The 25018-nt window shown below is 56.5% G+C and carries 16 protein-coding genes and 1 pseudogene; 12 read left to right on the plus strand and 5 right to left on the minus strand.

Annotated features, from left to right (window positions below):
* The first annotated feature begins 22 nt into the window (after nt 1–22).
* The gene (locus AUP74_RS16990; protein WP_083260833.1) at nt 23–442 is read left to right on the plus strand and encodes a very short patch repair endonuclease; all 420 of its coding nucleotides are present in this window, start codon (nt 23–25) and stop codon (nt 440–442) included.
* Here AUP74_RS16990 and AUP74_RS05230 read toward each other — a convergent pair.
* Nucleotides 432–1583 carry a restriction endonuclease gene (locus AUP74_RS05230; RefSeq protein WP_069946651.1) on the minus strand — a complete coding sequence of 384 codons (1152 nt, stop codon included), beginning with the start codon at nt 1581–1583 and terminating at the stop codon, nt 432–434. The two genes, AUP74_RS16990 and AUP74_RS05230, sit on opposite strands and share 11 nt — an antisense overlap.
* Nucleotides 1584–2567 carry a DNA cytosine methyltransferase gene (locus tag AUP74_RS05235; RefSeq protein ID WP_069946652.1) on the minus strand — a complete coding sequence of 328 codons (984 nt, stop codon included), beginning with the start codon at nt 2565–2567 and terminating at the stop codon, nt 1584–1586.
* A gap of 473 nt (nt 2568–3040) precedes the next feature.
* On the opposite strand from AUP74_RS05235, the gene AUP74_RS05240 reads away from it, so the two are divergent.
* The 7 genes from AUP74_RS05240 (at nt 3041) to AUP74_RS05270 (ending at nt 15971) form a co-directional block, all read left to right on the plus strand.
* Nucleotides 3041–4915: a UvrD-helicase domain-containing protein gene (locus tag AUP74_RS05240; RefSeq protein WP_069946653.1), complete on the plus strand. Its 1875-nt coding sequence runs from the start codon at nt 3041–3043 to the stop codon at nt 4913–4915.
* 6 nt (nt 4916–4921) lie between these two features.
* Nucleotides 4922–8119 carry a helicase-related protein gene (locus AUP74_RS05245; RefSeq protein WP_069946654.1) on the plus strand — a complete coding sequence of 1066 codons (3198 nt, stop codon included), beginning with the start codon at nt 4922–4924 and terminating at the stop codon, nt 8117–8119.
* Nucleotides 8109–9968, plus strand: coding sequence for a DUF1998 domain-containing protein (gene drmB, locus AUP74_RS05250; RefSeq protein ID WP_069946655.1), 1860 nt, complete (start codon nt 8109–8111; stop codon nt 9966–9968). The genes AUP74_RS05245 and drmB overlap by 11 nt, the downstream gene beginning before the upstream one ends.
* Nucleotides 9968–11653 carry an NERD domain-containing protein gene (locus tag AUP74_RS05255; RefSeq protein ID WP_069946656.1) on the plus strand — a complete coding sequence of 562 codons (1686 nt, stop codon included), beginning with the start codon at nt 9968–9970 and terminating at the stop codon, nt 11651–11653. Before drmB ends, AUP74_RS05255 begins: the two co-directional genes overlap by 1 nt.
* Nucleotides 11654–11888: 235 nt before the next feature.
* Nucleotides 11889–12575: an ABC transporter ATP-binding protein gene (locus tag AUP74_RS05260; protein WP_069946657.1), complete on the plus strand. Its 687-nt coding sequence runs from the start codon at nt 11889–11891 to the stop codon at nt 12573–12575.
* Nucleotides 12551–14911 carry an ABC transporter permease gene (locus AUP74_RS05265; RefSeq protein WP_069946658.1) on the plus strand — a complete coding sequence of 787 codons (2361 nt, stop codon included), beginning with the start codon at nt 12551–12553 and terminating at the stop codon, nt 14909–14911. Before AUP74_RS05260 ends, AUP74_RS05265 begins: the two co-directional genes overlap by 25 nt.
* Nucleotides 14904–15971 (plus strand): lipocalin-like domain-containing protein, encoded by a 1068-nt coding sequence (locus AUP74_RS05270; protein ID WP_069946659.1) that lies wholly within the window; start codon nt 14904–14906, stop codon nt 15969–15971. Before AUP74_RS05265 ends, AUP74_RS05270 begins: the two co-directional genes overlap by 8 nt.
* Nucleotides 15972–15989: 18 nt before the next feature.
* Here the strand turns inward: AUP74_RS05270 and AUP74_RS05275 are convergent, their stop codons facing one another.
* On the minus strand, nt 15990–16442 hold the full coding sequence (locus tag AUP74_RS05275) for a GNAT family N-acetyltransferase (RefSeq protein ID WP_069946660.1): 453 nt from the start codon (nt 16440–16442) through the stop codon (nt 15990–15992).
* 2 nt (nt 16443–16444) lie between these two features.
* Here AUP74_RS05275 and AUP74_RS05280 point away from each other — a divergent pair, with 2 nt between their 5' ends.
* The 4 genes and pseudogenes from AUP74_RS05280 to AUP74_RS05295 all read left to right on the plus strand — a co-directional run bounded on the left by AUP74_RS05280 (nt 16445) and on the right by AUP74_RS05295 (nt 21168).
* Nucleotides 16445–17023: a tRNA-uridine aminocarboxypropyltransferase gene (locus AUP74_RS05280; protein WP_069946661.1), complete on the plus strand. Its 579-nt coding sequence runs from the start codon at nt 16445–16447 to the stop codon at nt 17021–17023.
* A gap of 119 nt (nt 17024–17142) precedes the next feature.
* Nucleotides 17143–17898: an ATP-grasp domain-containing protein gene (locus tag AUP74_RS05285; RefSeq protein WP_069946662.1), complete on the plus strand. Its 756-nt coding sequence runs from the start codon at nt 17143–17145 to the stop codon at nt 17896–17898.
* Between the two features lie 80 nt (nt 17899–17978).
* Nucleotides 17979–18790: pseudogene (locus AUP74_RS17550) on the plus strand (nucleotidyltransferase domain-containing protein).
* A gap of 176 nt (nt 18791–18966) precedes the next feature.
* Complete coding sequence (locus tag AUP74_RS05295) at nt 18967–21168, plus strand: OsmC domain/YcaO domain-containing protein (protein ID WP_069946663.1); 2202 nt, start codon at nt 18967–18969, stop codon at nt 21166–21168.
* A gap of 54 nt (nt 21169–21222) precedes the next feature.
* Here AUP74_RS05295 and AUP74_RS05300 read toward each other — a convergent pair whose 3' ends face one another.
* Together AUP74_RS05300 and AUP74_RS05305 are read right to left on the minus strand one after the other, a co-directional pair.
* On the minus strand, nt 21223–21918 hold the full coding sequence (locus AUP74_RS05300; RefSeq protein WP_069946664.1) for a DUF6445 family protein: 696 nt from the start codon (nt 21916–21918) through the stop codon (nt 21223–21225).
* Between the two features lie 137 nt (nt 21919–22055).
* Nucleotides 22056–25013, minus strand: a complete 2958-nt coding sequence (locus tag AUP74_RS05305; protein ID WP_069946665.1) for a M16 family metallopeptidase — start codon at nt 25011–25013, stop codon at nt 22056–22058.
* Nucleotides 25014–25018 lie beyond the last annotated feature (5 nt).

The following is a 25018-nucleotide window of genomic DNA, read 5'->3' on the forward strand; positions in this document are numbered from 1 at the left end:
GCAGCCCAAGTGCTACCTATAAATGGTAGATGTTTTATCGCCCGAGCAGCGCTCTTACTGTATGTCCCAGATTAAGGGGGCAGGTACTACGCCTGAACTGGCGTTGCGAAGAGCTCTGTGGCATCTCGGCTTTCGATATAGAATAAAGAGTAAACTACCGGGAAAACCAGATATTGTATATCCGACTTTGAAGGTTGCCATATTTGTAGATGGTTGCTTTTGGCATAAGTGTCCAAAGCACTATTCACCCCCCAAGACACGAGCAAAATTCTGGTCGGATAAAATATCGAAAAACGTCGCAAGAGATAAAAAGAACAATGTTTTACTCAAAAAACGGGGTTGGACAGTTGTTAGGTTCTGGGAGCATGAAATAAGGGATTCACTGGAAGATTGCGTAGTAACAGTTGTAAGAGCTCTGAAATCTAGACAGGTTAAAAGTTAGAAAGCCACTTAGTTATTGCCAGATGTGATCCAACCTTTTCCTTGAGGATTTTGACGATATCTGCCGCTGAAATGATGACTACTGGGTGATTATCATCCTTCAGTTCAGTGTACGCTTGGGGCGCTAAGTACGATGTGGTGACCATAACCCCGAATTGACGGTGTCGCAGCCTGGAGAGCAGGCGGGAAAGCTCCTTAACACCAACACCTGATCCGGGCTTGTAGCACTTTGCTTCCAGTGCGAAGTCCACCTCGATGGCACTGGGTCCAACGCCGATCTTGTAGCTCCCTATAGCATCTCTCCCACCATCTCGCCAGGGACGTGTGATCTCGCAGGAACCAATTGCTGGCATCATAAGCCGGGCAATTGCGACAGCGCAGTACTCAAAACGTACGGGGTTTTCCTTAAACTTCCTGTAGATTGATTCCAGGATTTTCAGATCCTCTGTCTTTTCGGGGAGCTGCTGCTCTTTACTGCGGATTTCCAGGCTGTGGGGTGCATAAAGAGGAGTAAATTTTCGAGAGTTTACCCAATCAAGCCAGATTTTCGGTGCATGTGGGGAATTGACGGTGCGGCCGTCTTTGATGTCATCAATCCACTTGCGTGATACAAGGGGAACATTCAAGACTGTAAAAATAGATTTATAGTTCTGGAAGCGCTGATTGTCGGAGCCTTTGGCTCGCCATATTGCCACCAAATCTTCATCGGGCCCAAGATTCTGCGCACCAGGAACAGCCAAGCCAAGAAATCGTACATCGCGATATTGCCCTGTTCCGCCGAACAGCAGTATTACAGGGAAGTGATCAAACGAAGTTGAAGTATGCCGGGCATCGAACAGGTTTCTGAGAATTAAATTGCCTTTTCTCGGAGTATCATGAATCTCGCGGACAGATTTGTTATCTCCAAAGTAAGTGAATAATCCACTTTCGGTGTCCAGGTGATCGGGCCAGTCTGAGTCGTTGAAGTTTGATTTGAGCGCAAGCAGCTTGAGCGTTTCTATTTCCGGCCGCTTGCCCAGATGTCGGAAGCCGGCTCCGCTGTCTACCCCCAACAGTTTGGGAAGTGGATCATCTGAAGCATTTCCTTCTCGGGATCCACCGTAAACTTGGTCAACAATTAAGTCAGTCTTCGAAAGGTTCACTTAGGATGCCAGATCTCTATCGCCCAGATGAATCTGGGAAATCTGTCTAAAAATCATTTCCATCACCGGTGAGCAAACACCATTTCCACACAATTTAACTTTTTCTCTTCTGTTACCGTGCGGAAGGGTATGTTTGGAGCCTGCCCCCATGGCCTTCAGCAGTTCTGGTGGCTGTAGCATTCTTATATACGGTGTAGTACCACTCCAGGTTACCAGCCCGAAACGATCCAATGTGGTTATCGTGCGAAGTGGAGCATCCAGAGATTGCCACCCCCCTGCATAATCGGAACCGTAATACACGATAATAAAGTCTTTGCCACGACCGAGCGACTCCATAGCCCTTTCGGCGCGCTCAATAGTGGCCTGGGCGCGCCCGGGTTTGTAAAGAGGGGTGCTTTTGTACTTTCCAGACCAGTCAATAACTGACCTTGCGTCTTTCAAGCCTCTCTTGTGAAGCGATTTAAGATCTTTCTCAGTTATGACTGAGCCTTCCTTATCGCAAATCAAAAACATCCGCTTCCTGGCCTGTGGAGTGCCGAAGTCAGCCGCATTCAGATACAGGTCATTAACGGTATATCCGTATGATTCGATAGTGGAGATAAGCTCATTGTGCCGTCCCCATTTCTTCATCCGGTTGACATTCTCAACTATCAGCCATCTGGGCTGCATCGCCTTTATCCAGGGAATTATTCCGATGGCTGTTTCCTTGCTTTTTTCACTGCCAGGCTTTGCTCCGCGAGCGATTGAGTGGGAGGTGCACTCAGGGGACGTCAGTAACACGTCCGGTCGGTGCTTCTTGGCAAGTTGTGAAGGCTTTAATTTTTCTATTGGTGAGCAAATAACCTCGGCGGAAGGAAAATTGCTCTTATAGGTTTCTGTAGCCAATTCCCATGCATCCACGGCAAGCAATGGCTTGGCCTTGGCGTTGACGGCTCCGCGAGCGCCAAACCCGCCACCACAGAAGAGGTCTACAAATGTGATCATAAAATGCACAGCGTTGAGGTCAGATGATGTGCCGATATCATACCAGGCTTATCCACATTTGGCGTTCCCAAATGTGCCGGCTCAAGCTGGTGGAAATTTGTTCGATTATTTCCTTTTTTAGTAAATGTGAAGGTGAATAGAGTGTGGTGTTTCAACAATTACAGTCGTCTATCTGTCCCGAAATTTAATTATCTACCCAAGAGCTAGTGACCGTGTTAGCGGAACTCTGCCGGACCCGCTCATGCAGGCATGATCGCCTCTGTTGCGACAGTGGTCGTCCCCGGGAAAACGTATGAGAATCTTGCGTATCGAGTGATTCTCAAGCGAATCGCTGTCTCGAGAGCCCTTTCTCACTTATCCATATCTGCCGTACAATTTGAATTCATTAGAACAATCAGATTGCTGAGGCACATGGCATGGATGCCGCTTTCAGGTCCACAACAAGATAATAATTCAGGTGGGACAGCTGCTTTATGAACATTGCTGAAAAGGCACCAGCGAGTACAGGGTGGGATAAGGATCAGCTCGCAGTAATAGCCGCAGACAGTGAAGCTCGACTTGCCGTGGAAGCGGGCCCGGGGACCGGCAAGACAGCAGTCGCATGCGCTCGCCTAGCACATTTGATCAGCGAAGAGGACATTGAGCCTACCAATACATGGATGATCAGCTTCACCAGGACTGCTGTTGCGGAAATCCGTGCCCGGCTTCATTCATATGTGGGTGACGATTCATTCTCGATCAGAATAGCAACCGTCGACTCTCATGCATGGTCCATTCATTCCGGACATGATCCCAATGCCCGGCTTACCGGCACCTACGAAGAGAATATTGCGCGCGTTATCGAGCTTCTCAAAACTGACGAGGACGTTTGGGATGAGCTATCCCAGATAGAGCATGTCGTGATTGACGAGGCCCAGGATCTCGTCGGTCAGCGGGCCGATTTGATAGAAGCCCTGGTCGAACGATTGCCCCCAGACTGCGGCGTGACTGTATTTGCTGATGAAGCGCAAGCAATATATGGATTTTCTGATGCAGCCATCGGTGCCCCGAAGGGAACATCAAAAGCGCGGGGCAGGTCATTGTTGGAGCGCCTGCGAGATGCGGAAGAGCTACACTTTACGACACTTGCCTTGCAAGAAATTTATCGGACATCTTCTCCTGGCCTAAAGAACATATTTTCGGGGCTTCGGAATGAGTTGCTCGAGCCACAAAACCATAGGGAGGGACTTCACGGCGATATAGCTAAAAAAATCGGAGACTTAGCCGACACGAGCGGACTCAAATGGAGAGAAATGAAAGTCGCTGACTTTACGGCGGACGACCTTCTTCTCTTCAGAACGAGAGCTGAAGTTCTGATGGCCTCGCAATTCTGCGATCTCCCTCACAGGCTGCGACTCTCCGGCTATGGCGCTACGTTACCTTCCTGGCTTGCTCTATGCTTTTTTGACTTTGTAGAACCATACCTGGGGGAGCGGACCTTTTTCGATCTTTGGTCCGTTCGAGTAGAGAACAAGGCCGCACCCGAATATGGCCCCGCCCAAGCCTGGAGTCTTCTGCTCCGCATTGCCGGCAGACGGGACGGATCAGTTGATATGCAGAGTTTGAGGCGCCGGCTAAGTCAAACCAAGCCTCCCGTTGAGATAGCCGTTCCGGAATATGGATTGCGTGGGCCAATAGTCGGGACCATTCATGCGAGTAAGGGCAGGGAGTCAAGTAATGTGGTCCTACTTTTGCCGAATGGGCCGGAATTCGAGAATTTAGAAGAAGAGGCCGAAGAGGCGCGAGTACTATTCGTGGGCGCTACGCGTGCTCGGGAATCTCTTATCGTTGGTGAGAGCAGCGTGTACAGAGGGTCAGCCTTGCGGTCCGGCCGGGCCTATCGTTCAGCAAGGAATCGCAAATCGGTAATGGTTGAGGTCGGTCGTGATGGTGACATTACTGCAAGGGGGCTCGTTGGTCGCAGTGAATTTGAAGCTGAAGATGCCGCAGGGGCGCAGTCGTTCCTGGCAAGGAATGCAGACGTTATCACTACATACACTCTGGAGGCTGATCCCGACCTGGATTGGCGCTATCGGGTTTGTGTCGGTCGTGGTGGGCTCTGCGTAGGGGCGCTCACCAGTAACATCACCTATGACCTCTGGGATATTTTGGCGGCAAGGGGACAGAGAAACAGCCATAAGCCTCCAGGATATGTAAATCACGTGCGGGGCCAGGGGTGTTCGACTCTGGTTCTGGCCGCAGATGACAGTGAGTTGGAGGTCCTGAATGAGCCTTGGGCCTCATCCGGTTTCATGTTAGCTCCAAGAGTTTCAGCGTTTCCTCCCTTTTTCTTTTTTGGCCGGAGATAGCCGCGGATGGACGATAAGTCAGAGGACAGAGATATTATAAAGCGCCGACTGTGCGAGGACCTCATTGGACCTCGTGCTGAATATGAGGAGCTTCCGGCGCGGCCGTCAGATGTTTACCTGACGGGGATACTGTGGCCCCAGCGCACCGCCATGACGGGAGAGGATGATGAGCGCCTCGGGACAGCAGGCTCTGGTACAGGTGAGGAGAGCGAAGGTGAGAATGACGCAGTCCGGACTGGGTCAATACAGAAGCCTGCCGTCGCCGGTATTTCATTCAGTGCCGCTTCTGAAGGGATCCCGCACGTACGAGTCATATGCAGTTTCGCGACATATCAGCATTCAAAGCGTGGTGATGCTGATGTCTGGATCCGTCAGCCCCACAGAGTGGAAATTCCCAGCCTCGCGCTTTCGCCCGGCTCTACAGACATATTATCCCTGGCTACATTCGGGGAAGGCATACCTGACGTTTCGCTGAATGTGCGCTGTATCCTTGTGGGAGATACCGTTCTTTCCACCCTAACTCTTGTGAACTCCATCGCTGCCGAACAGGGGCCAGGTGGGATCGAGTCCGCATCGCTTTTCCAGACCGCGATCTGCGTTGAACCCTGCGAGGGCAGCTTCTTAGTGCCCAAGCCCCCCCGGCGCCCGATTTCCGCTCGGCAGGATCAAAATAACGAAGATACAGAGATTCCCGTCAGCGACGAGCAGAGCGGAGCTCTTCTCTACCGGAATGTTGCAGAGTTTGCGGTGGGACATGTGTGCTCTGCTGAGTGGGAAGCGGCAGACACTGACTCAGGATGGCATGACTCGGTTCGGCGGATTATTACGACATGGATACCGTCAGCAATCGTCGAGGGAGTGGATCCGAACGGACACGAATTCTTTGCCGGGCTGGGCAAAGGGACGGAGGGCTTCGATCCATTGTCTGCTGAGGCTCTGGCGTTGGCAGACGCGGCGACTCTCCAAGAGGGGCTTCTGGCATTCTGCCGCGCATACGAGCGCTGGTTAAGCCTGCAGCGGAAGCGTGTGGATGATCCGGAAGATGTCAGCCCGGCACTCAGTTATGTTGCCGAGGCACACCTCGGCCGATGTGAGGAAGCGCTTGCGCGAATGCGGACGTCCGTAGATGAGCTGGGAGTGAACCAGAGGTTGCAGCGGGCATTTCAGCTGGCAAACCTCGCCATGCATTTGCAACATTCATGGGACCAATCGAAGAGCAGGTATGGCCCATTGCGTTGGCGCCCATTCCAGCTGGGATTTCTGCTCCTCAGTGCCCCGTCCGCTGTGGATCGGAATCATCGGGATCGAGGGATGATGGATCTGCTCTGGTTTCCAACCGGTGGTGGCAAGACAGAAGCTTACCTCGCACTGATTGCGTGCGTCGCGGTCTATCGCCGGCTTTCCGAGGATCCCCTTGACCATAGTGGTGTGTGCGCTCTTATGCGTTATACGCTTAGACTTCTAACGACTCAGCAATTTGCGCGTTCGGCCGCAATGATCATCGCGCTTGAGGCTATAAGATCGGGGCGCGTTGACTCTAGGGACGGCATGCCACTCCAGGGCGATGAACCTTTCTCGATAGGCCTATGGGTCGGGGGGGACGCCACTCCCAACAAGCGGGCCGATGCCTTCTCTTCCCTCCGGGGGTCGTCGGATGTCTCGTCGCCGAAGCAGCTGGCCCGCTGTCCTGCCTGTGGTGAAAAAATAAAGTGGTTGATGGATGATGCAGCCTCATCCGTACAAGTTCTATGCATGAACGACAAGTGCGTAATGTGCGGGACTCTGCCTGTTTTCACTATCGATGAAGATGTCTATGAAAACCGGCCTACTTTGCTGATCGGCACGGCTGATAAGTTTGCTCAAATCGTCAGGGAGAAGAGGACAAACAGTCTTTTTGGCATTTCGGATGGCGCGCCACCCGACCTGATCATCCAGGATGAGCTCCACCTCATCTCAGGACCTCTTGGGACGATAGCAGGGACTTACGAAACGGCATTTGATCTTTTGTTCGCTGCGCGGGGGCAAAAGGCAAAGATTATCGGCTCGACTGCCACGATCCGGAGAGCACCTGAACAGGTTTTGGCGCTCTTCGATCGTGAGGCATTCCAATTTCCGCCGCCTGCAATTGACCACGATGACTCCGGATTTGCTGTTCGCGACAGACGCCCCAACGCGACAGGCCGAAGATATTTGGGGGTATCAACGGCGGGCCGATCAGCAAAATTCACGCTGCAAGCAGTGGCCGGATCTCTATTGCAGACTGCCTTCGGGGCCTTTAGTGACGATGTCCGCAGGGACGCCTATTGGACACTCGTCGGCTATTTCAACTCCCTTCGCGAGCTTGGCGGCGCGCTTGTACTCATGCAGGACGACGTGACGGACAGTATATCCCTCTATGCGAACGCTCGTTCTGAAAAAGAGAGGCCCCTCAGCAATGTCGAGGAGTTGACGTCCCGAAGAACGCAGGAGGAAATCCGGGAGATGCTAGACCTCCTGGATATCAGAGTTGGATCCGCGGGTGCGGTGGATGCCGTGCTCGCCACCAACATGGTCAGTGTTGGTGTGGATATCTCGCGCCTGGGCCTGATGCTGGTTAACGGTCAGCCAAAGACAATCGCTGAATATATTCAGTCCACGAGTCGTGTAGGTCGGGGCGCAGTGAGTGGAATGGTCGTATCTGTTCTGAACAACGCAAAAGCGCGGGACCGCTCCCACTTCGAGACATTCTATAGCTGGCATCAGACGCTCTATCGGGACGTCGAGGCAACAAGCGTAACTCCTTTCGCATCGCGGGCTCGCGACCGGGCGATGCACGCTGCGCTGGTCGCAGCCGTCCGCCACCTTGTTCCGGACATGCTCGATTCTCCTCGTATGGATGACGACACCGAAGACGCGGCAATGGATATCATTGACCGGATTGCCGAACGTGCAAGCCGGCTCGATCCCGAGGAGCGCACTGTGAAGGATGAGCTTGAACGGCTAATTGATAGGTGGAGAGCAAGGTCCCCAGAGATCTATTGGAGCGATTTCAAGGGGAGCAAAACTCTGCTGCAAAGTGCGGAACGCGCTGCGGCTCGCAAGGCCGCGGGCCGCGATGCGGGAACTGCTTGGCCAACACTGAATTCTATGCGGACTGTGGAAGCCGGAACACCTTTCAGAATGGCCCCTATTCTGAGGGCAAAGGATGACATAAATGAAGAATGATCTTCAGGACCTTCGTCGCAGTGCAGTTGTGTCGACATTTGGTCCCGGTTCAGTAGTGGATTTCAGGGCAGGCGGGGGCGTCGTTTCCGGTATCGCAGCGGGCCTCGAGGAGTGGGATCGGTCATTCCCTCCCGCGGGTCTGACACACCCTCAGGTTATCCGGGAGACACGTCTTCAGAAAAAGCTGGGTGTCAAAGGGTTTCGAACACCTCCGGTCACCCTGGAACGGGGCAAGGGTGATGACGCCGACCCCCGGCGCCTCGTTGCCGTACGTTTCCCTCGGTGGCTGCAATGCCCGGGCTGTGATGTCATCAAGCCTGAAAGGCGTTGGAAGAGCGACTCGGGCAAGGCTTATCGGTACTGTCCTTTATGTACTGAGAAGTCCAATGGTGGCAACAAAGTTTTTGTGATCCCGGTACGCTTTGTCATGGCCTGCAAACATGGGCATGTAGACGAATTTCCATGGGATTGGTGGGTGGGTCATAAGCCAGACTGCTCTATTTCAAGACGTGACAATCCGGATCGCCATCCCGGTCTGGTTCTTCGTTCCGAGAAGCCCGGCCTTGCCGGTCTAATTCTAAGCTGTAAAAAATGCGGCGCACGCAGGTCGATGGATGGCGTTTTTTCCAAGAAAACATGGGAGCGTGGGCCGAAGTGTCGCGGGCGTCGCCCATGGTTGGCCGATGGAGACGAAGAATGTGGACAGGAGCAGAATGCTGTCCAGCGAGGCGCCTCGAACCTGTTTTTTGCTGTCACTGAGTCGGCACTTAGCATCCCACCGTGGTCGGATCAAGTTCAGGAGGTACTCGGGGACTGGTGGGGTTCGCTCGTAAACCTTGACGATCCTACAAAGCTTGAGGATTACATCGATTTCCTCGCGAAGGGTGATCTGGAGAGTGTACTTAGGGAGCTCGACATGTCCCCCGCCGAACTCGCCGAGGTTATTCGGACGCGCCTCGCATCGTATGGACAGGTTCGCACCGACGATCTTAGACCTGCGGAGTACCGCCAGTTCGTTTCGGAACCCGGGCGCAGTCGGGCTCACGATATCGATTTCGAAACCCGCCGTGTAGCGGTCGCACCAGAAATTGCACCATGGGTATCTCGCATAGTTCGTGCGGTCCGATTAAGGGAAGTGCGCGCGATAAGAGGGTTCACGCGGATCAATCCTCCTGGCGACCCGGATTCGCCCGAAGTCGCTGTGCTCTCTAAAGAGCCGCTCGATTGGCTCCCTGCAATCGAGGTGCGCGGTGAAGGTATCTTTCTTGCGCTGAATGAGGAGCGGCTGTCATTGTGGGAAAGTCGACCCGACGTCGAACAGCGCGTTGCCCAGTGTGAAATTCAGCATCAGGCCGACTGGAAGAACCGCTACGGCGATGATGCGAAATCGCCCGAGCCGATCACGGCGCGCTATATGCTTTGCCATACCCTCGCACACGCGCTCATGCGACAGCTGACGTTGGAGTGTGGATACTCGTCCGCTTCCCTGCAGGAGAGAATATATGCTGGCGCCGGCGACGACACCATGGCAGGGCTACTCATTTACACGGCCACGCCAGACTCAGACGGAACTCTTGGCGGCCTCGAGAGGCAGGGTAAGGCAGGACGAATTGAAGGCATCCTGCAACGCGCAATCGAAGCGATCGAATGGTGCTCATCCGACCCGATCTGTATTACAGATATGATGGGGGCTATAAGCAGCTACTCACACTCGGTTTGTCATGCTTGCTGCCTTGCGCCGGAAACATCCTGTGAGGCATTCAACAGCTTTCTCGATCGTGGATTACTGACTGGCGATGGCAGTGGATCGGGTCTCGGCTTTTTTGAAGACATGCTCAGGAGACCCTGATGGCTGTGCTCTGGCCCAGAAAACTGCCCCGCTCAGTTCTGGAAGATCGGCGGCGCCGGGCAGAGGTGCGGGTATACGATAAGCTCGCCGAAGTCCTTGACGACAGTTTCCAGGTCTTCTACTCGAGCCCATGGCTCGGGACCGACAGATTGGGAAATGAGAAAGACGGCGAGTGTGACTTTCTGGTTGCGCATCCCGACCATGGCATCCTCGCTATCGAGGTCAAAGGCGGCGAGATCTCATACGATCCAACTGATGATCAGTGGCGGAGCAAGGATGCATTTGGCTTTGTTCACAAGATCAAAGACCCCGTTGGGCAAGCGAGGAGTGCCAAATATGAGATCCTTAAGCGCCTGAATGCCTCGAAACGCTGGCAACGCCGTTACATCCATGCAGCTCATGGAGTGATCTTCCCGAGCACGGGCTTACCCCCAAGAGATCTCGGTGCCGACCGTCCCGGGCGAATATTCTGCAGCTCCGCTCAGTTGCGTAATGGATTACATGACTGGATCTCAGAACGCATGAAGGAGGGGCGGCGGCCTGATAACTGTCAGGAACTGGGACATGATGGAATTGCCGCGCTCGAGGACCTGCTAGCTAAACCATTCACCCTGAGTTTTCGGATTGGTGCGGCAATCGCCGAAGCCGACGTTGAGTTTACCGCTCTTGAACCAGCCCAATATCAGATTCTCGATACGATTGCCGAGATTCCGCGTGCACTGGTGCGTGGTGGAGCGGGTACAGGAAAGACGGTGGTCGCAGTCGAGGAGGCAATCAGGTCCGCCATGAGGGGGCGAAAGACTTTGCTCACCTGTCACAGCCGCCCTTTGGCAAAGAACCTCGAAAGGAAGTTGAATAACGTCCAAAACCTTACGGTCGTCGGCTTTCATTCGCTCTGTGGTCGTATGGCACGATTGGCAGATATCCATATGCCGACCGATCCGAGGGAACAAGAGCTCTACGAAAGCATTCTTCCGAACGCGCTTTACGAAGCAATGGAATCTCGACCTTCACTAAAATGGGACACGATCATCATCGATGAGGGCCAGGACTTTCTAATTGACTGGTGGATCGCAATTGATGCTTGCCTCAAAAGCGACGGTAGTCTGCGGGTTTTCATGGACAGTAATCAGAAGGTATACGAGCATGCTGGAGGCGGAGTTCACGATCTGAGTGTTGTACCTGTCCGCCTTTCTCGAAACCTTCGGAACACAAAAAAGATACACAAAAGCGCATTGGTGCACTATTCCGGTCCCGATATCATTGCAGACGGCCCTGATGGCCTTGAGGTTTCTTGGATCGAGGCAGAGACTGAGCAGGCGAAGATCGAAGCAGCTTTCAGGGAGCTTCGACGACTTGTGTTTAATGAAGAAGTCGCGCCGGGAGAAATTACTGTACTTGTAAACAGTCCATCCGCGCGGGTTGATTTCCTGGAGCGGTCTGGTGGAACCAGTATTCCCATTACTGATGCAGAAAATATGTCACTTGAGGAAGTCGTAGTAGATACGGTGAAACGCTTCAAGGGACTTGAGCGTCCGGCTATCATTCTGGTTGTCTCGGGAGACGAGATGGAGCGTCCTGAAATGGCTTATGTAGCCTTTTCAAGAGCTCGTGCATTTCTCTGTGTTGTGGCATCAAAAAATGAGATCAAGTGGCTGGGGAGTGGAGCGGAAAGTACTAAATAATGCACGTGCCATGACGCCATTGGAGGCAAGGTTTGGGTCAAATCCTTTCCGTAGAGTTCGACGCTGTCGAGAGATTAATCAGTCGAATTAGATGTCTGCATCAGCCCATGGTGGAGCAGGTCAGTGAAGTTACTACACATATAAATTGGTTGGTTTTTTGCGGGCGTGGGTTAAACGATACGATAGAATTACGGATACCCGTTACGACGAGGTACCACGTCAAGCAGCTAAAGCCATGGACCATACCCTCATACAGGCAAAGGATCTATGCAGGTCCTATCGCACCGATCGCGAGTCAATACGCGTGCTGGACGGCCTGTCTTTGGAACTTCTCAGGGGCCAAGCGGTGGCGGTCATTGGTCCATCGGGCTCGGGTAAAAGCACACTACTAAACCTGCTCAATGGCCTGCTATGCCCCGACAGCGGGCAGTTACAGGTATTTGGCCGGGAACAGTCTGAACTGACCGAAGCAGACTGGGCCGAATTGCGCCGTACCCGCATCGCCACCCTATTCCAGGATGGCAACCTGATTCCCACCCTTACCGTGGCCCGCAATATCGCTTTCCGCGCCGGGCTGGCTGGCCTAGAGGCGTATGAGGGCGATGCCTTACTCGAACAGCTGGATATTACCGATACCGCCCACCGTTACCCCGATCAACTCTCCGGCGGCCAGCGCCAGCGGGCGGCGCTGGCTTGTGCTTTTGCCATGCAGCCGCAGCTGATCCTGGCCGACGAACCCACCGGCAGCCTCGACCAGGCCACCGCCAAGCGGGTGAGCCCGCTGTTCTTCGATGCCATCCGTGAGCGGAATGTGGGCGCGCTGATCGTTACCCATAACCCGGAGCTGGCGCGCAGTTGCGACCGGATTCTGGAATTGCGGGAAGGAGCCCTGCACCCATGGGACTCGGCAGCGTCTTTTTAAGCCATTACCGCCGTCACCCGGGGCAGCTGGCGGGCCTGCTGCTGATCCTGGTGTGTGCCGCCATGCTCTGGAGTGGTGTGCGCTCACTTACCGGTTCGGCCGAGGATGCCGTCAGCCGCTCCCGCGCGGCGCTGGAACCACTGTTAAGTGTTGGGCGCACGGATGGCCGCCCGGTGACGGCGGAAGACTTCGCGCAGCTGCGCCGGGCCGGGCTGTGTGCGGCACCGCGCCTGCAGGTGCGCTTTCCCGGCGAGGATGCCCCGGCTGTTGTCGGTATCGATCCTTTCAGTGCCGCTTGCCTGCGCCAGTACAGTGAACAGCAAGGCGAGGGCGCATCGGCGATCGAGTCGCTGTTTACCGAACTCGATAATCCGTCGCTGCTGGGCAGAGCCGCCGATCTGCAACGCTGGCAACAGCTGTCGCTGCCGGCTGTGGCTGATTACCCAGTTGAAGAGGCGGAGGGCCTGCCGCGCGGGCAGCTGCTTACCGACATTTCCGTCGCTGCCCAGCTGGCGGTGGCGGGTCGGGGAACGCTGGAGATTCTGCTGCCGGCGGCAGAATTGGAGCGCGTCCCGCTGCCCGGGGGTTATAGCTCCCGGGTGGAGGATTACGGCGTGGAGCCGGACCCGCTGGTGGAGGCGTTCCTGCTCAGCCTGGATGCGCTCGGCGCGCTGGCATTGCTGGTGGCGGCATTACTGGTGCGCAGCGTGTATCGCTTCGCGCTGGAACAGCGCCGCCGCACGCTGGATATCCTGGTGCGCTGTGGTGTGCCGACCGTAAAGCTGCGGTTGGCACTGGTGGCGGAAGTACTGGTCATCGCCCTGATCGGCGGTAGCCTGGGGCTGTGGCTGGGGAACTGGCTGGCATCGGCCATGGCACAGGGTTTTCAGGGTACGCTCAGCGGGCTGTTCAATATGGACACCCTGGCGCAGGGCGGGCCTACGGCCACAACCTGGCTCGGCATGGTGCTGATCCTCGCGCTGGTGGTGGGCTGGGCCTGTGTGGACTTGCTGCTGTTCCGCCACCGCAGTGCGGCGGCTACCGAACAAATGCCGGGCTGGCGCTGGTTGGCGGCACTGTTGCTGGTGGCGGTTTCACTGGCGGTGCTGTTATCCACTGACCGGCTGTGGCTGATCTTCCTCTCCACCACCGGCTGCCTGATCGGCGCTGGTCTGCTGTTGCCGGAACTGCTAAACCGGCTGCTCGCCTATGCCGAACACCGCGCCCGGCGACCGCTGCTGGAGTGGTCTTGCTCCGAGATGCGTGCCCTGTGCCGGGTGCTGCAGTTGCCGCTGACCGCACTGGCCTTTGCCATCGCCACCGCAATCGGCGTGCAGGCGATGGTCACCGGCTTCGAGTCAACCTTTGGCCGCTGGCTCGACCAGCGCCTGCAGGGGGATCTCTATCTCGACCCGGGTCAGCCGGTCTCCCAGCAAGAATGGCAACGCCAGTTACAGGCACTGCCCGGCGTCACCAGCGTATTGCCGATGGTGCGCGGCCGCGGTGTGCTCGGGGAGCTGCCGGTAGATATCTTCGCGGTGGACCCGGCATCGCCGCTGCTGCAGGACTGGCCTTTTCTCGATGCAGTGCCGGACCTGTGGCAAAAGTTGGCAAGCGGCGGTGTGCTGATCAACGAGCAGCTGGCCCGCCGACAGTCGCTGGCCGTGGGTGATCAGGTCCGGTTTCGCCTGGGGACGGAATCGCAGGCGCGGGAAGTGATCGGGATCTATGCGGATTACGGCCGGCCGGAAGGGGAGCTGTTGTTGCCGATTGCCGCAGTACCGAAAGCATTGCCCGGCCGCTACGCGACCTTTGTCCTGGGTGTGGATGACCTCAGCAAGACCGGCTGGCAGGACTGGCCGGACCAATATGCCTGGCTGGCGGACAGCCGCCTGCGCGACCAGGCCGGCCTGAAGCAGGCGGCTAACGCCGCCTTTGCCCGCACCTTCCAGATGACCCAACTGCTGAACACCCTGACGCTGGCCCTGGCGGGTACCGCGCTGGCCCTGATGGGGCTGGTGATTTTCCGCCTGCGCCAGGGCAGTTATACCCTGCTGCATGTCTACGGTGTGCCGCGCAACAACCTGCGTCGGCGGCTGATTGTGCACAGCATGCTGGTCACCGGTTTGCTCGCTTTATTGGCAACTCCAATGGGGATTTTCCTTGGCTGGGTCTTAGTCGCCCAGGTGAACCCCGCCGCGTTTGGCTGGGCGCTGCCGCTGAAACTCTACCCCGGCTTCTGGCTGCAGGTGTGGCTGGCCTGCCTGGGCATCGGCGCGTTAGTGGGCGCGCTAGTGGGCGACCCGGTACGGCTGGAGATGCTGAAGAATGAATAGCGCTATCCGCTTCCTCCTGATCGTCTTGTTGCTCGCCGGTTGCGAAGAGCGGGCCGACACTGGCAATTCAATGAGTGCCCTGAACGAGCCGCCGGCGGGTTTCCGCCAGGCGGCGCCGGGCATGAGCGTCAGCCTGCCCGCGGATCTGGGCGCACACCCGGAGTACCGCCTGGAGTGGTGGTATCTCACCGCTACCTTGCGCAGTGCCGACGGTGAGCGCTTCGGGGTGCAGTGGACGCTGTTCCGCAACGGCCTGCGGCCGGGGCCATTTGAAGGGGAAGAGCCGGGCTGGCAGCTGGATGAACTCTGGCTGGCTCACGCCGCATTGAGTCGCCCCGGCGAGCACCGCTTCGCGGACCGCGCCGCCCGCGGGGGCACCGGGCAGGCCGGGGTTACCGCACATCCGTTCAATGCCTGGATCGATCACTGGCAGCTGGCCGGTACAGAGCAGGGCAAATGGACCCTGGCGGTGGACGATGAGGGCTTCAGTTACCGGCTGCAACTGCGGCCGGTTTTGCCACCGATACTGAACGGCGAGCAGGGCTTCAGCGCCAAGTCTGCCGGTGGCGGCGGCTCGATGTATTTCAGTTATCCACAGCTGGCAATCGAGGGCGAGGTGCAGATCGATGGGGAGCGCTTTGCCGTCAGCGGCCAGGGCTGGTTCGACCGGGAGTGGAGCAGCCAGTACCTGAAAGCCGACCAGACAGGCTGGGACTGGATGGCACTGCACCTGGAAGATGGCCGCCACCTGATGGCGTTCCGGGTGCGCGGCGACGAGGATTTCTATTCCGGTACTTTAGTGGCTGCGGACGGCAGCGCGCGAACGCTCACTGCTGAAGAATTTACCCTGCAGCCCCTGGAAACCCGTAACAGCCGCTACGGCGAAGTGCCGGTGGTGTGGCAGCTGCAGGTGCCCTCGGCTGGGTTGGATCTGGAAGTCCAGTCCTGGCCCGGCGATTACTGGAACCTGGGCGCCCTGCGTTATTGGGAGGGGCCGGTGACCGTGAGCGGTAGCCATACCGGGGAGGGTTATTTGGAGATGACCGGCTACGGGAACTGAAGCCTGCGCGTCGATTTATCAGGCGTTAAGGTTTGCCTGCGCCTGATAGCGCATCATGACAATATCGCGCCCCTGTTTCTGGTAGGTATGGAAGCGATCGATAATTGCGCTCGGCTGCCCGTCGACTTCTTCTTCGACAAATCCCAGCGACTGGTAAAACGGCACCAGATGCCGATAGGGGAAAGTGAAGGTCTGCTGGTCGTAGGCTTCCGCCATACTGTTCAGCAGCAGCCGGGCCACGCCCTGACCACGGTGGTCAGGCGCCACCGCCACGCCGGCCAGCAGTTGCGCTCCGGTGAGCTGGCGCAGGTAGCCGCAGGCAATGATCTGCTGCTGTTGGTCGCGGATCACCGCGCAGGGATCGTGGCGCCGCGCTTTGCCGCGAAATTTATAGGTGCGGTAAAATTTGTTGGCCAGCGGGATCTCCAAGTCGGAGAGCCAGTGCGCTGAGAAAGGTTGTTCTACTGTCATCTATGCCGCGCCAAACTTGCCCTACCTGCCACCGCCCGCTAAACGTCTGTTACTGCAGCGCCCTGGTGCATATCTCCAATCGCATCAAGGTGCTGATCATACAGCACCCCCTGGAAGAGAAGCATCCGTTCAACACTGGCCGCATGGCGCACCTGTGCCTGGAGAATAGCGAACTGGTGGTAGCGGAGAGCCTGACCGAAGCGGAACTGAAACAGCTGCTGAAGCCAAGCTCGGCGTTGCTTTATCCATCGCTGGAGTGGCTTCCGGAAGTGGAGCAAATAAAGCCCGGTGATCCGCAAAGCCAACAGCTGGAACAACTGGTAGTGATCGATGCCAACTGGCGGAAGTCCAAGAAGATGCTCCATCTCCAACCGGCATTGCAGCAGCTGCCCCGGGTCAGCTTTGAGGGGGCGCTGAGTTCTAACTACCAGATCAGGCATTCTTCTATCCCTAACAGCTTATCGACAATAGAGAGTATTGTGGCCGCAATGCAGCAGCTAGAGGCGGACAAAGATTTTAATGCCATGCTGCAGCCGTTCGAAACAATGATCGAGTTCCAGAAAAGGATTGCTGACAGTTAGGATCGAGAGCAGGGACGGCGGGCTTGCCGGAGCGTCATACGGAAGAGTTGATGTATGCTGCTAGGGATAGCTTATGATCAAGCTCCAGACCTGAAAGAATTGGGAGCGGGGCAGCAGGTATGCACTGGATAATCCAAAAAGGTATATACAAATCCGGCAATTACAACCTGCTTGTTGGGGCTCTCTCAACTATGGATATTCCGTATACGGTTGTCTCTATTTCATCTGATGGAATGGACTCGGAACCAGAGGTACATGCTGAGGAAAAAGTCTATGTATGCGGAGCACTGCGGCTTAGCAAAATAGCAGAAATCCGGGGCTGGTACCCTGGTAGCTTTTTGAATGAATCGTTTCGCTTTGATCTGTGGGATGAGCAGTTGGGAGAGGAGCTTCTTAACCATGGGGCACAAACTCAAAAGCTAGGTGAAGTTAAGCTTTCAGAAAATTCCAGTTCCTTTGTCCGGCCCAGTGAGGATAACAAAGCTTTTGACGGACTGGTCGCTAATCAAGAGATTCTTGATGAATTTCTGACTGAGCAATCTGGCAGTAATCTGCACGATCTAGACGTAATCGTTGCTCCGCTTAAGAAGATCTATCGGGAATATCGCCTTTTTATTGTTAAAAACCAAGTTGTCACTGGCTCCTTGTATAAAGCTGGAAGCAAGCCTCAGCTGTCAGACCTTATTGACGAAGATGTTATTGGTTATGGGAATAGAATCATTGAAAAGTGGACGCCAGCCGAGTCTTGTGTGATTGATATTGCGCTTACTGATCGTGGCCTAAAAGTCATCGAATTTAACAACATTAATAGCTCAGGTTTCTATGCATCGAATGTGCAAAGGTATGTAGAAGCTATTGAAATTGCATATGCATAAGTCCTAGGTTCGATGGTTGCTTGAGCTGTGCGCTTCCGATCTTATTTAAAATTGAGTCTGGCAAATCCCTAGGGGTAAATATGGATAAACCATCAATAAGTCCGGCCATTCGTGAGGAAATTGGCAGGCGCTTGCTATCAGCAGAGCGAGAGCATGGTGTGAAAATACTGTTTTGCTGTGAGTCAGGGAGTCGCGCCTGGGGTTTTGCATCGCCGGACTCGGATTACGATGTTCGCTTTATCTATATCCGCCCTGAAGACTGGTATCTCTCTTTTGACGTTGAAAACAAACGAGATGTTATTGAATGCCCGATAGTTGATGAAATTGACTGTAGCGGTTGGGACCTGCGTAAGGCGCTCTATCTTTTCACCCGCACAAACGGCGCGTTGCTGGAGTGGTTGAACAGCCCAATCCGTTATATCGAAAAGGGTGACCTGGCAGACCGTTTGAAGGTACTGGCCCCTCATGCAATTAATGATGTTGCGCTCTGTTACCACTACAGCCATATGGCCAGAAACAATGCGAGAGAGCACCTTGGTAAGACCAAGGTAAAGCTCAAAAGGACTTCTACGTCCTCAGGCCCCTACTAGCGATCAGGTATATACAGGAGGGTTGGGGAGTTCCTCCTGTTGAATTTGAAAAACTCGTTGATGCAGTAGCACCTGCCGAAATTAAGGGAGACATCGAGGCGCTGCTGGAGCAGAAGCGGCAGACACCAGAGTTTGGTGAGGGCGAAAGAGTTGAGAGCGTAGAGCGATTTGTGGCGACCGAGTTCGAGAGCCATGATGAGCAATTTAAGGGGCAGGGGCGCCCAGGCATGCTTGAAGGAAAGAGGGTTCGAGAAGAGCTCAATAAGATATTCAGGGATTCAGTGCGTAGCAGTTGGGAGTAGGAGTGCGTGCGGGAAAGGGCGCCCGCCCAGCTCTGACTGTGAGGTCAGAAGCCTTATGCCCGAGTGCACTGGGCACTATTTCCTAGCAAAACGCCGAGACGAACTACCTTAAAAACTGGATAATGCCGCGCTCTGGCTATTTGGCCCGCCACCCCCTCCAGATCTGGTAGTCCCCCATGGAAATCAACGTCAACTTCCTCGATAACCTGCGGCTCGAAGCCAAGTTTGACGACTTTACAGTCATCACTGATCAGCCCATCCGCTACAAGGGCGATGGCTCGGCGCCCAGTCCGTTCGACTACTTCCTGGCGTCCTCTGCGTTGTGTGCGGCGTACTTTGTACGCGTCTATTGCCTGGCCCGGGATATCCCCACCGACAATATCCGCCTGTCGCAGAACAATATCGTCGACCCGGAAAACCGCTACAACCAGATCTTCAAGATCCAGGTGGAACTGCCGGAGGACATTTCCGAGAAGGATCGCCAGGGCATCCTGCGCTCCATCGACCGCTGCACGGTCAAGAAGGTGGTGCAGACCGGGCCGGACTTCCAGATCGAGACGGTGGAGAACCTGGCCGAGGATGCCCAGGCGCTGCTGATGGTGGAGCCGGACGCCGAGCACCGCACCTTTATTGAAGGTAAGGATCTGCCGCTGGAGCAGACCATCGCCAACATGACCAAGATCCTCTCGGACCTGGGCATGAAGATCGAGATCGCTTCCTGGCGCAATATCGTGCCGCACGTGTGGTCGCTGCATATACGCGATGCGGCCTCGCCCATGTGCTTCACCAATGGCAAGGGTGCCACCAAGGAAGCGGCCCTGTGTTCTGCGCTGGGCGAATTTATCGAGCGTCTGAACTGCAATTTCTTCTACAACGATCAGTTCTTCGGCGAGGAGATCGCCAACAGCGAGTTCGTCCACTATCCGAATGAAAAGTGGTTCCAGCCGGGACCGGGTGACGAGCTGCCCGAAGACATTCTCGATGACTACACCCTGGCCATTTACAACCCGGAAGGGGAGCTGGGCGGCTCGAACCTGATCGACACCAATTCCGGGCGCAGCGATCGCGGCATATGCTCACTGCCCTTTGTGCGTAAGTCTGACGGCGAGGTCGTGTATTTCCCTTCCAACCTGATCGAGAACCTGTTCCTGAGCAACGGCATGAGTGCCGGCAATACGCTACCGGAAGCGCAGGTTCAGTGCCTGTCGGAAATTTTTGAACGGGCGGTGAAGAAAGAGATCATCGAGCAGGAAATTGCTCTGCCGGATGTGCCGCAAGAAGTGCTGGCGAAATACCCGGATATCGTTGAAGCCATCGTAGAATTGGAGAAGCAGGGCTTCCCGATCCTGGTCAAGGACGCTTCCCTGGGCGGTCAGTTCCCGGTGATGTGTGTGACACTGATGAATCCGCGCACCGGTGGTGTGTTCGCCTCCTTCGGTGCCCATCCGAGTTTCCACGTGGCGCTGGAGCGCAGCCTCACCGAATTGATGCAGGGTCGCAGCTTCGAGGGCCTGAACGATGTGCCCCCGCCGACTTTCAACAGTATGGCGGTGCAAGAACCCAACAACTTTGTCGAACACTTTATCGATTCCACCGGTGTGGTTTCCTGGCGCTTCTTCAGCGCCAAGTCGGAATACGAATTCGTCGAGTGGGATTTCTCTGGAAATCACAAGGACACCAACAAGACCGAGGCCGAGCACCTGTTCCAGATCCTGGAAGACATGGGCAAGGAAGTTTATATGGCCGAGTACGAGGACCTGGGCGCACCCGCCTGCCGTATCCTGGTGCCCGGTTATTCCGAGGTGTATCCGGTCGAGGACCTGATCTGGGACAACACCAACAAGGCGCTGGATTACCGCGAGGATATCCTCAACCTACATTCTTTGAGTGATGCAGAGTTGGAAGACCTGGTGGAGCGCCTCGAACAGAGCCAGCTCGACAATTACGAGACCATCATCAGCCTGATCGGTGTGGAGTTTGACGAGAATACCGTCTGGGGACAGCTGACGATTCTTGAACTGAAATTGCTGATCTACCTGGCGCTGCAGCGGCATGACGAAGCGCTGGAGCTGGTGGAAATGTTCCTGCAGTACAACGACAACACCGTCGAGCGCGGACTGTTCTATCAGGCAGTGAATGCAGTGCTGGAAATCGCCGTCGATGATGAAATGGCATTGGAAGACTACATCGGCAACCTGCGGCGCATGTTTGGTGAAGAAACGATGGATGCCGTGGTGGGCCTGGTAAACGGCACCGTGCGCTTCCACGGCCTGACACCGACCAATATGCAGCTGGAAGGACTGGACAAGCACCTGCGCCTGATCGAGAGCTACAAGAAGCTGCATGCAGCACGGGCGGCGAAGCACCAGCCTGCATAAAAAGCCTATATGCAAGCAGAAATGCAGCGGAATGCCTCCGCTGCATTTCTGCCGTCACCAAGACAGCTTTGCAGCTAAATCAATAAATCCGGTGATCGTCAGCCTGCCGCTCTGCGCGTTATCGGAGAGATTCTCTCCGCTATCGACAATACCCGAGTGCAGCAGGCTGGCCGGGTAAAAGGCCACGCGGTTGAATTGGGCCTCCACTTCACCAATCTTTTCGTACCACTCCCCGCACTCACTGGCATAGCCCGGCTGAACCTGTTCCAGATGTCTGCCCGCCTGGGCCTGATACTCAGCGACACGCTCATCGAGGATACTTTCGAAGCCGCTCTCCCTGTGCCGGAAAAAGCCGGTGCCCCGAAAAGGTTTGTCGCACAGGTAGTGGAGCATGGCCAGCTGCTGGCCATTGGTGGCATCGAAGTGGGGCAGGGACTGGATCGGCTGCAAGGTTTCCGGCGGCTTGGTGACCATGGAAAAGCAGCAGAAAGCATTTTTAATCGCCGTACTGGCGAGGCCCGCGCGGGTATCCAGATCGTAGGCCTGCCGCAGCGCCTCGGCGGCCGTTTCCAGCAGCGGGCCGAGGTAGTCTGGCGGGACCTGGGTACGCATGCCCGGGTAATAGGGGTTCTCCCGCAGCCACTGGCTATGCCGGGCGACTTCCACCAGTTGTTCCGGCTGGGGATGGGCATCGTCGATGATGACGAGCGGTGTTTGTTCGGCACCGAGGTGCTTGATAGTGACCTGCATTTGCGTGCGCTACAGCAATGAAACCGGCCTTCATTATGCCTGACGGCGATTCGATTGGCAGGTCACCAGGGATTTGCACTCGGGCATAAAAAAGCCCGCCGAATGGCGGGCTTGGGGTCGTCAGATTAGTGACGGAATCAGAGGCTGGCAGATTCCGGGGCTTCTGCGGGCTGTTCTTTGGACTCGTCAGCTTCCTTTACATAGCCGTCTTCATCCAGCTCGACAATGGGCATGCCCAGTGCCTCGACTTCCTCGCGGATACTGGCAGCATCGCCGACCACGACGATCGCCATTTCCTCCGGCTTCAGCACGTCGGTGATGACCTTGTTGAGGGTCTTGCGATCTGTCTCCTGCAGGATGGCGTTCTGCTGTGAACGGTAGTCCAGCGGCAGGTCATACTGGAGGATGCGGTTCAGCAGGCCGAGTTTGGCGGCCGGCGTCTCATAGCTGCGTGCTTCCTGCTGGCCGATGGCGGAGCGCAGGTAGTTGAACTCCGCTTCGGTCATGCCTTCGGCATCGAAGCTTTCCAGCTCGGTGATCACTTCGTTCAGCGCATCGGCGGTCGCGTCCTTTTTCACCTCGGAGCTGAACATGTACATGCCTTCCTGCGGCTCACCCATCAGGTAAGTGCGGGCGCCGTAGGTGTAGCCCTTGTCCTCGCGCAGGTTCAGGTTGATGCGGCTGTTGAAGTTGCCACCCAGCGGGAAATTGCCCAGATAGGCCAGGTAGTAGTCACCCAGTGCATCGTAGGGCAGGGCGTGCTGGCTCACCCGCAGGCTCGACTGGGCCGCGCCCTCCTTATTGACCAGGTACACGGTACGGCTGTCGATTTCCGGCTTCTGCAGCGCGATGGCAGGGCGGACGGGGGTGGATACTTCCAGTTTTGCCAGGCCATCCAGTGCCTTGACGATGGTGTCATGGGGCAGGCTGGTGCTGACGGTGACGCCGCTCAGGTGTGCGGGGAAGTGGGCTTCGTAATAACCCTTGATGTCTTCCAGGGTGATCTTGGCAACAGTGCCCGGCAGGCCTCCGGTGGGGAAGCTGAGCGGGTGCTCCTGTCCGCGCATGACCGCACCCACAGCGCGGGTGGCAAGACCCTGTGGAGTTTTGCGTGCCTGCTGCAGGCCCTCAATGGTCTGCTGCTTGATGCGCTCGAAGTCGGCCTCGGTAAAGGCCGGCTTGAGGATGCGTTCCATCATCAGCGGCATGGCCTCGTCCAGGTGCTTGGAGAGGACGTTCAGGGTGACGGTCGTCTCGTATTGACCCGGGGCAACGCTGATGGAGGCACCGAGACGGTTCAGGGCTTCAGCGAACTCTGCGGCACTGCGCTCGGTGGTGGCCTCAGTCATCAGGGAGGTCATCAGTGAGGTCAGGCCGGCCTTGCCACGGGGCTCGTCACGCTGGCCCACATCAAATACCGCGCGCACGGTGACAGTGGGGGTTTCATCGTTCTGCACTGCCAGCAGGCGCACGCCGTTTGCCAGCTTGCCGTCCTGGATGGTGGGCAGTTCAACCTGCGGGTTCACTCCTGCGGTGGGCTGAACGCTGCGGTCGAAGTTGTCCTGCACCGGGCGCAGGGCAAGCGCCTCGTCATCGTCGCCGTAGCTCTCCGGGATGGTGCGCTTCCATTCGTAGTTCTGCTCGGCCGCTGCCAGTTCCGGCTTGCCGTTGGGCACGACGCTCAGCAGTACCGCGGGCTTGTCGGCGATGTACTGCTCGAATACACGGGTGACGTCATCGGTCTCGACGGAGAGGTAGGCGTCGATCTCTGCATCAATGCCCTTGGGGCTGCCGGTGAAGGTTTCGAAGGCGGCCAGCGTGGACACCTTGCCGGCGACAGACTGCAGGCCAAACACACGGCTGGACTCATAGCCGGCCTTGAACTTGACCAGGTCATCCTTGGTCACGCCGCGCTCGGCGAACTCGATCAGGGTATCGCGTACGGCCTGTTCCATTTCCGCCAGGGACTCGCCGGAGGCGGGGTTCTGGATCACGATGAACCACATCTCACAGGCGAGCTCTTTACAGGAGTGGCTCACGCTGGCCTGTACCGCACGACCAGTCTGCACCAGGCGCTGGTAGAGCATGGAGTCCTGGCCCTGGCCGAGGATTTCCGCTGCGGCGTCCAGTGCTGGCTCATCCGGGTGGTTGTAATGCACTGTGGGGATCATCATCGCCAGCGCCGGCAGGTGGATGTTGTCCTCCAGGGTCACATAGCGGTCGGAGTCCAGTGTGGCGGGCTGCGCGGGCAGATCCTCGACTTCCGGGCCTGCCGGAATGGTGCCGAAGTACTTCACCACCCATTCCAGGGTCTTGGTCTTGTCGATGTCGCCACCGATGGTCAGGGTGGCATTGTTGGGGCCATACCAGCGCAGGAAGAAGCGCTTCAGGTCATTGAGGTCGGCCCGGTTCAGGTCCTCGAGCCAGCCGATGACCGGCCAGGAATAGGGGTGGCCGTCCGGGTAGGTGGCGGCGTACATGGTTTCCAGTGCCCGACCGTAAGGGCGGTTATCCACCCGCTGGCCGCGCTCGTTCTTGACCGTCTCGCGCTGGACTTCGAACTTCTCTTCCGTGACCGCATCCAGAAACACGCCCATGCGGTCGGCTTCCAGCCACAGTACGGTTTCCAGCTGGTTAGCCGGTACTGTCTCGTAATAGTTGGTGCGGTCAGTATTGGTGGTGCCGTTCAGGGTGCCGCCGGCCTCCTGAATGATGCGGAAGTGCTCCTCATCGGCCACGTTCACCGAACCCTGGAACATCATGTGCTCGAAGAAGTGCGCAAAGCCCGAGCGGCCCGGATCTTCGCGGTTGGAGCCCACGTGATAGGTGACATCGACGTGTACCAGAGGGTCCGAGTCGTCCTCGTGCAGGACCACGGTCAGGCCATTGTCGAGCTTGTACTTGCTATAGGGAATGGCGATCTCGGCACCATCGCCGTCGAAGGTCTCGACGAGGCTCACGCCCGCGGGCAGCGCGCTGGCGGCCTCTTTAGCGACGTCCTTGGATGATGCCTGTGAGGCCGGATCCTCCGGCCCCTTGCTGCACGCGGCGAGCAGCGCAGCAGTGAAAATCAGTGCGATTTTGCTTGGGTGCATGGTGG

The sequence above is a fragment of the Microbulbifer aggregans genome, assembly GCF_001750105.1.
In the GTDB taxonomy this organism is placed as follows: Bacteria; Pseudomonadota; Gammaproteobacteria; order Pseudomonadales; family Cellvibrionaceae; genus Microbulbifer; species Microbulbifer aggregans.

Excerpts from the sequence above, each read along its gene's own strand:
- AUP74_RS16990 (WP_083260833.1), top strand. The coding sequence starts at position 23 with ATGGTAGATGTTTTATCGCCCGAGCAGCGCTCTTACTGTATGTCCCAG.
- AUP74_RS05235 (WP_069946652.1), bottom strand. The coding sequence starts at position 2,567 with ATGATCACATTTGTAGACCTCTTCTGTGGTGGCGGGTTTGGCGCTCGC.
- AUP74_RS05240 (WP_069946653.1), top strand. The coding sequence starts at position 3,041 with ATGAACATTGCTGAAAAGGCACCAGCGAGTACAGGGTGGGATAAGGAT.
- AUP74_RS05245 (WP_069946654.1), top strand. The coding sequence starts at position 4,922 with ATGGACGATAAGTCAGAGGACAGAGATATTATAAAGCGCCGACTGTGC.
- drmB (WP_069946655.1), top strand. The coding sequence starts at position 8,109 with ATGAAGAATGATCTTCAGGACCTTCGTCGCAGTGCAGTTGTGTCGACA.
- AUP74_RS05255 (WP_069946656.1), top strand. The coding sequence starts at position 9,968 with ATGGCTGTGCTCTGGCCCAGAAAACTGCCCCGCTCAGTTCTGGAAGAT.
- AUP74_RS05260 (WP_069946657.1), top strand. The coding sequence starts at position 11,889 with ATGGACCATACCCTCATACAGGCAAAGGATCTATGCAGGTCCTATCGC.
- AUP74_RS05265 (WP_069946658.1), top strand. The coding sequence starts at position 12,551 with ATGGGACTCGGCAGCGTCTTTTTAAGCCATTACCGCCGTCACCCGGGG.
- AUP74_RS05270 (WP_069946659.1), top strand. The coding sequence starts at position 14,904 with ATGAATAGCGCTATCCGCTTCCTCCTGATCGTCTTGTTGCTCGCCGGT.
- AUP74_RS05275 (WP_069946660.1), bottom strand. The coding sequence starts at position 16,442 with ATGACAGTAGAACAACCTTTCTCAGCGCACTGGCTCTCCGACTTGGAG.
- AUP74_RS05280 (WP_069946661.1), top strand. The coding sequence starts at position 16,445 with ATGCCGCGCCAAACTTGCCCTACCTGCCACCGCCCGCTAAACGTCTGT.
- AUP74_RS05285 (WP_069946662.1), top strand. The coding sequence starts at position 17,143 with ATGCACTGGATAATCCAAAAAGGTATATACAAATCCGGCAATTACAAC.
- AUP74_RS05295 (WP_069946663.1), top strand. The coding sequence starts at position 18,967 with ATGGAAATCAACGTCAACTTCCTCGATAACCTGCGGCTCGAAGCCAAG.
- AUP74_RS05300 (WP_069946664.1), bottom strand. The coding sequence starts at position 21,918 with ATGCAGGTCACTATCAAGCACCTCGGTGCCGAACAAACACCGCTCGTC.
- AUP74_RS05305 (WP_069946665.1), bottom strand. The coding sequence starts at position 25,013 with ATGCACCCAAGCAAAATCGCACTGATTTTCACTGCTGCGCTGCTCGCC.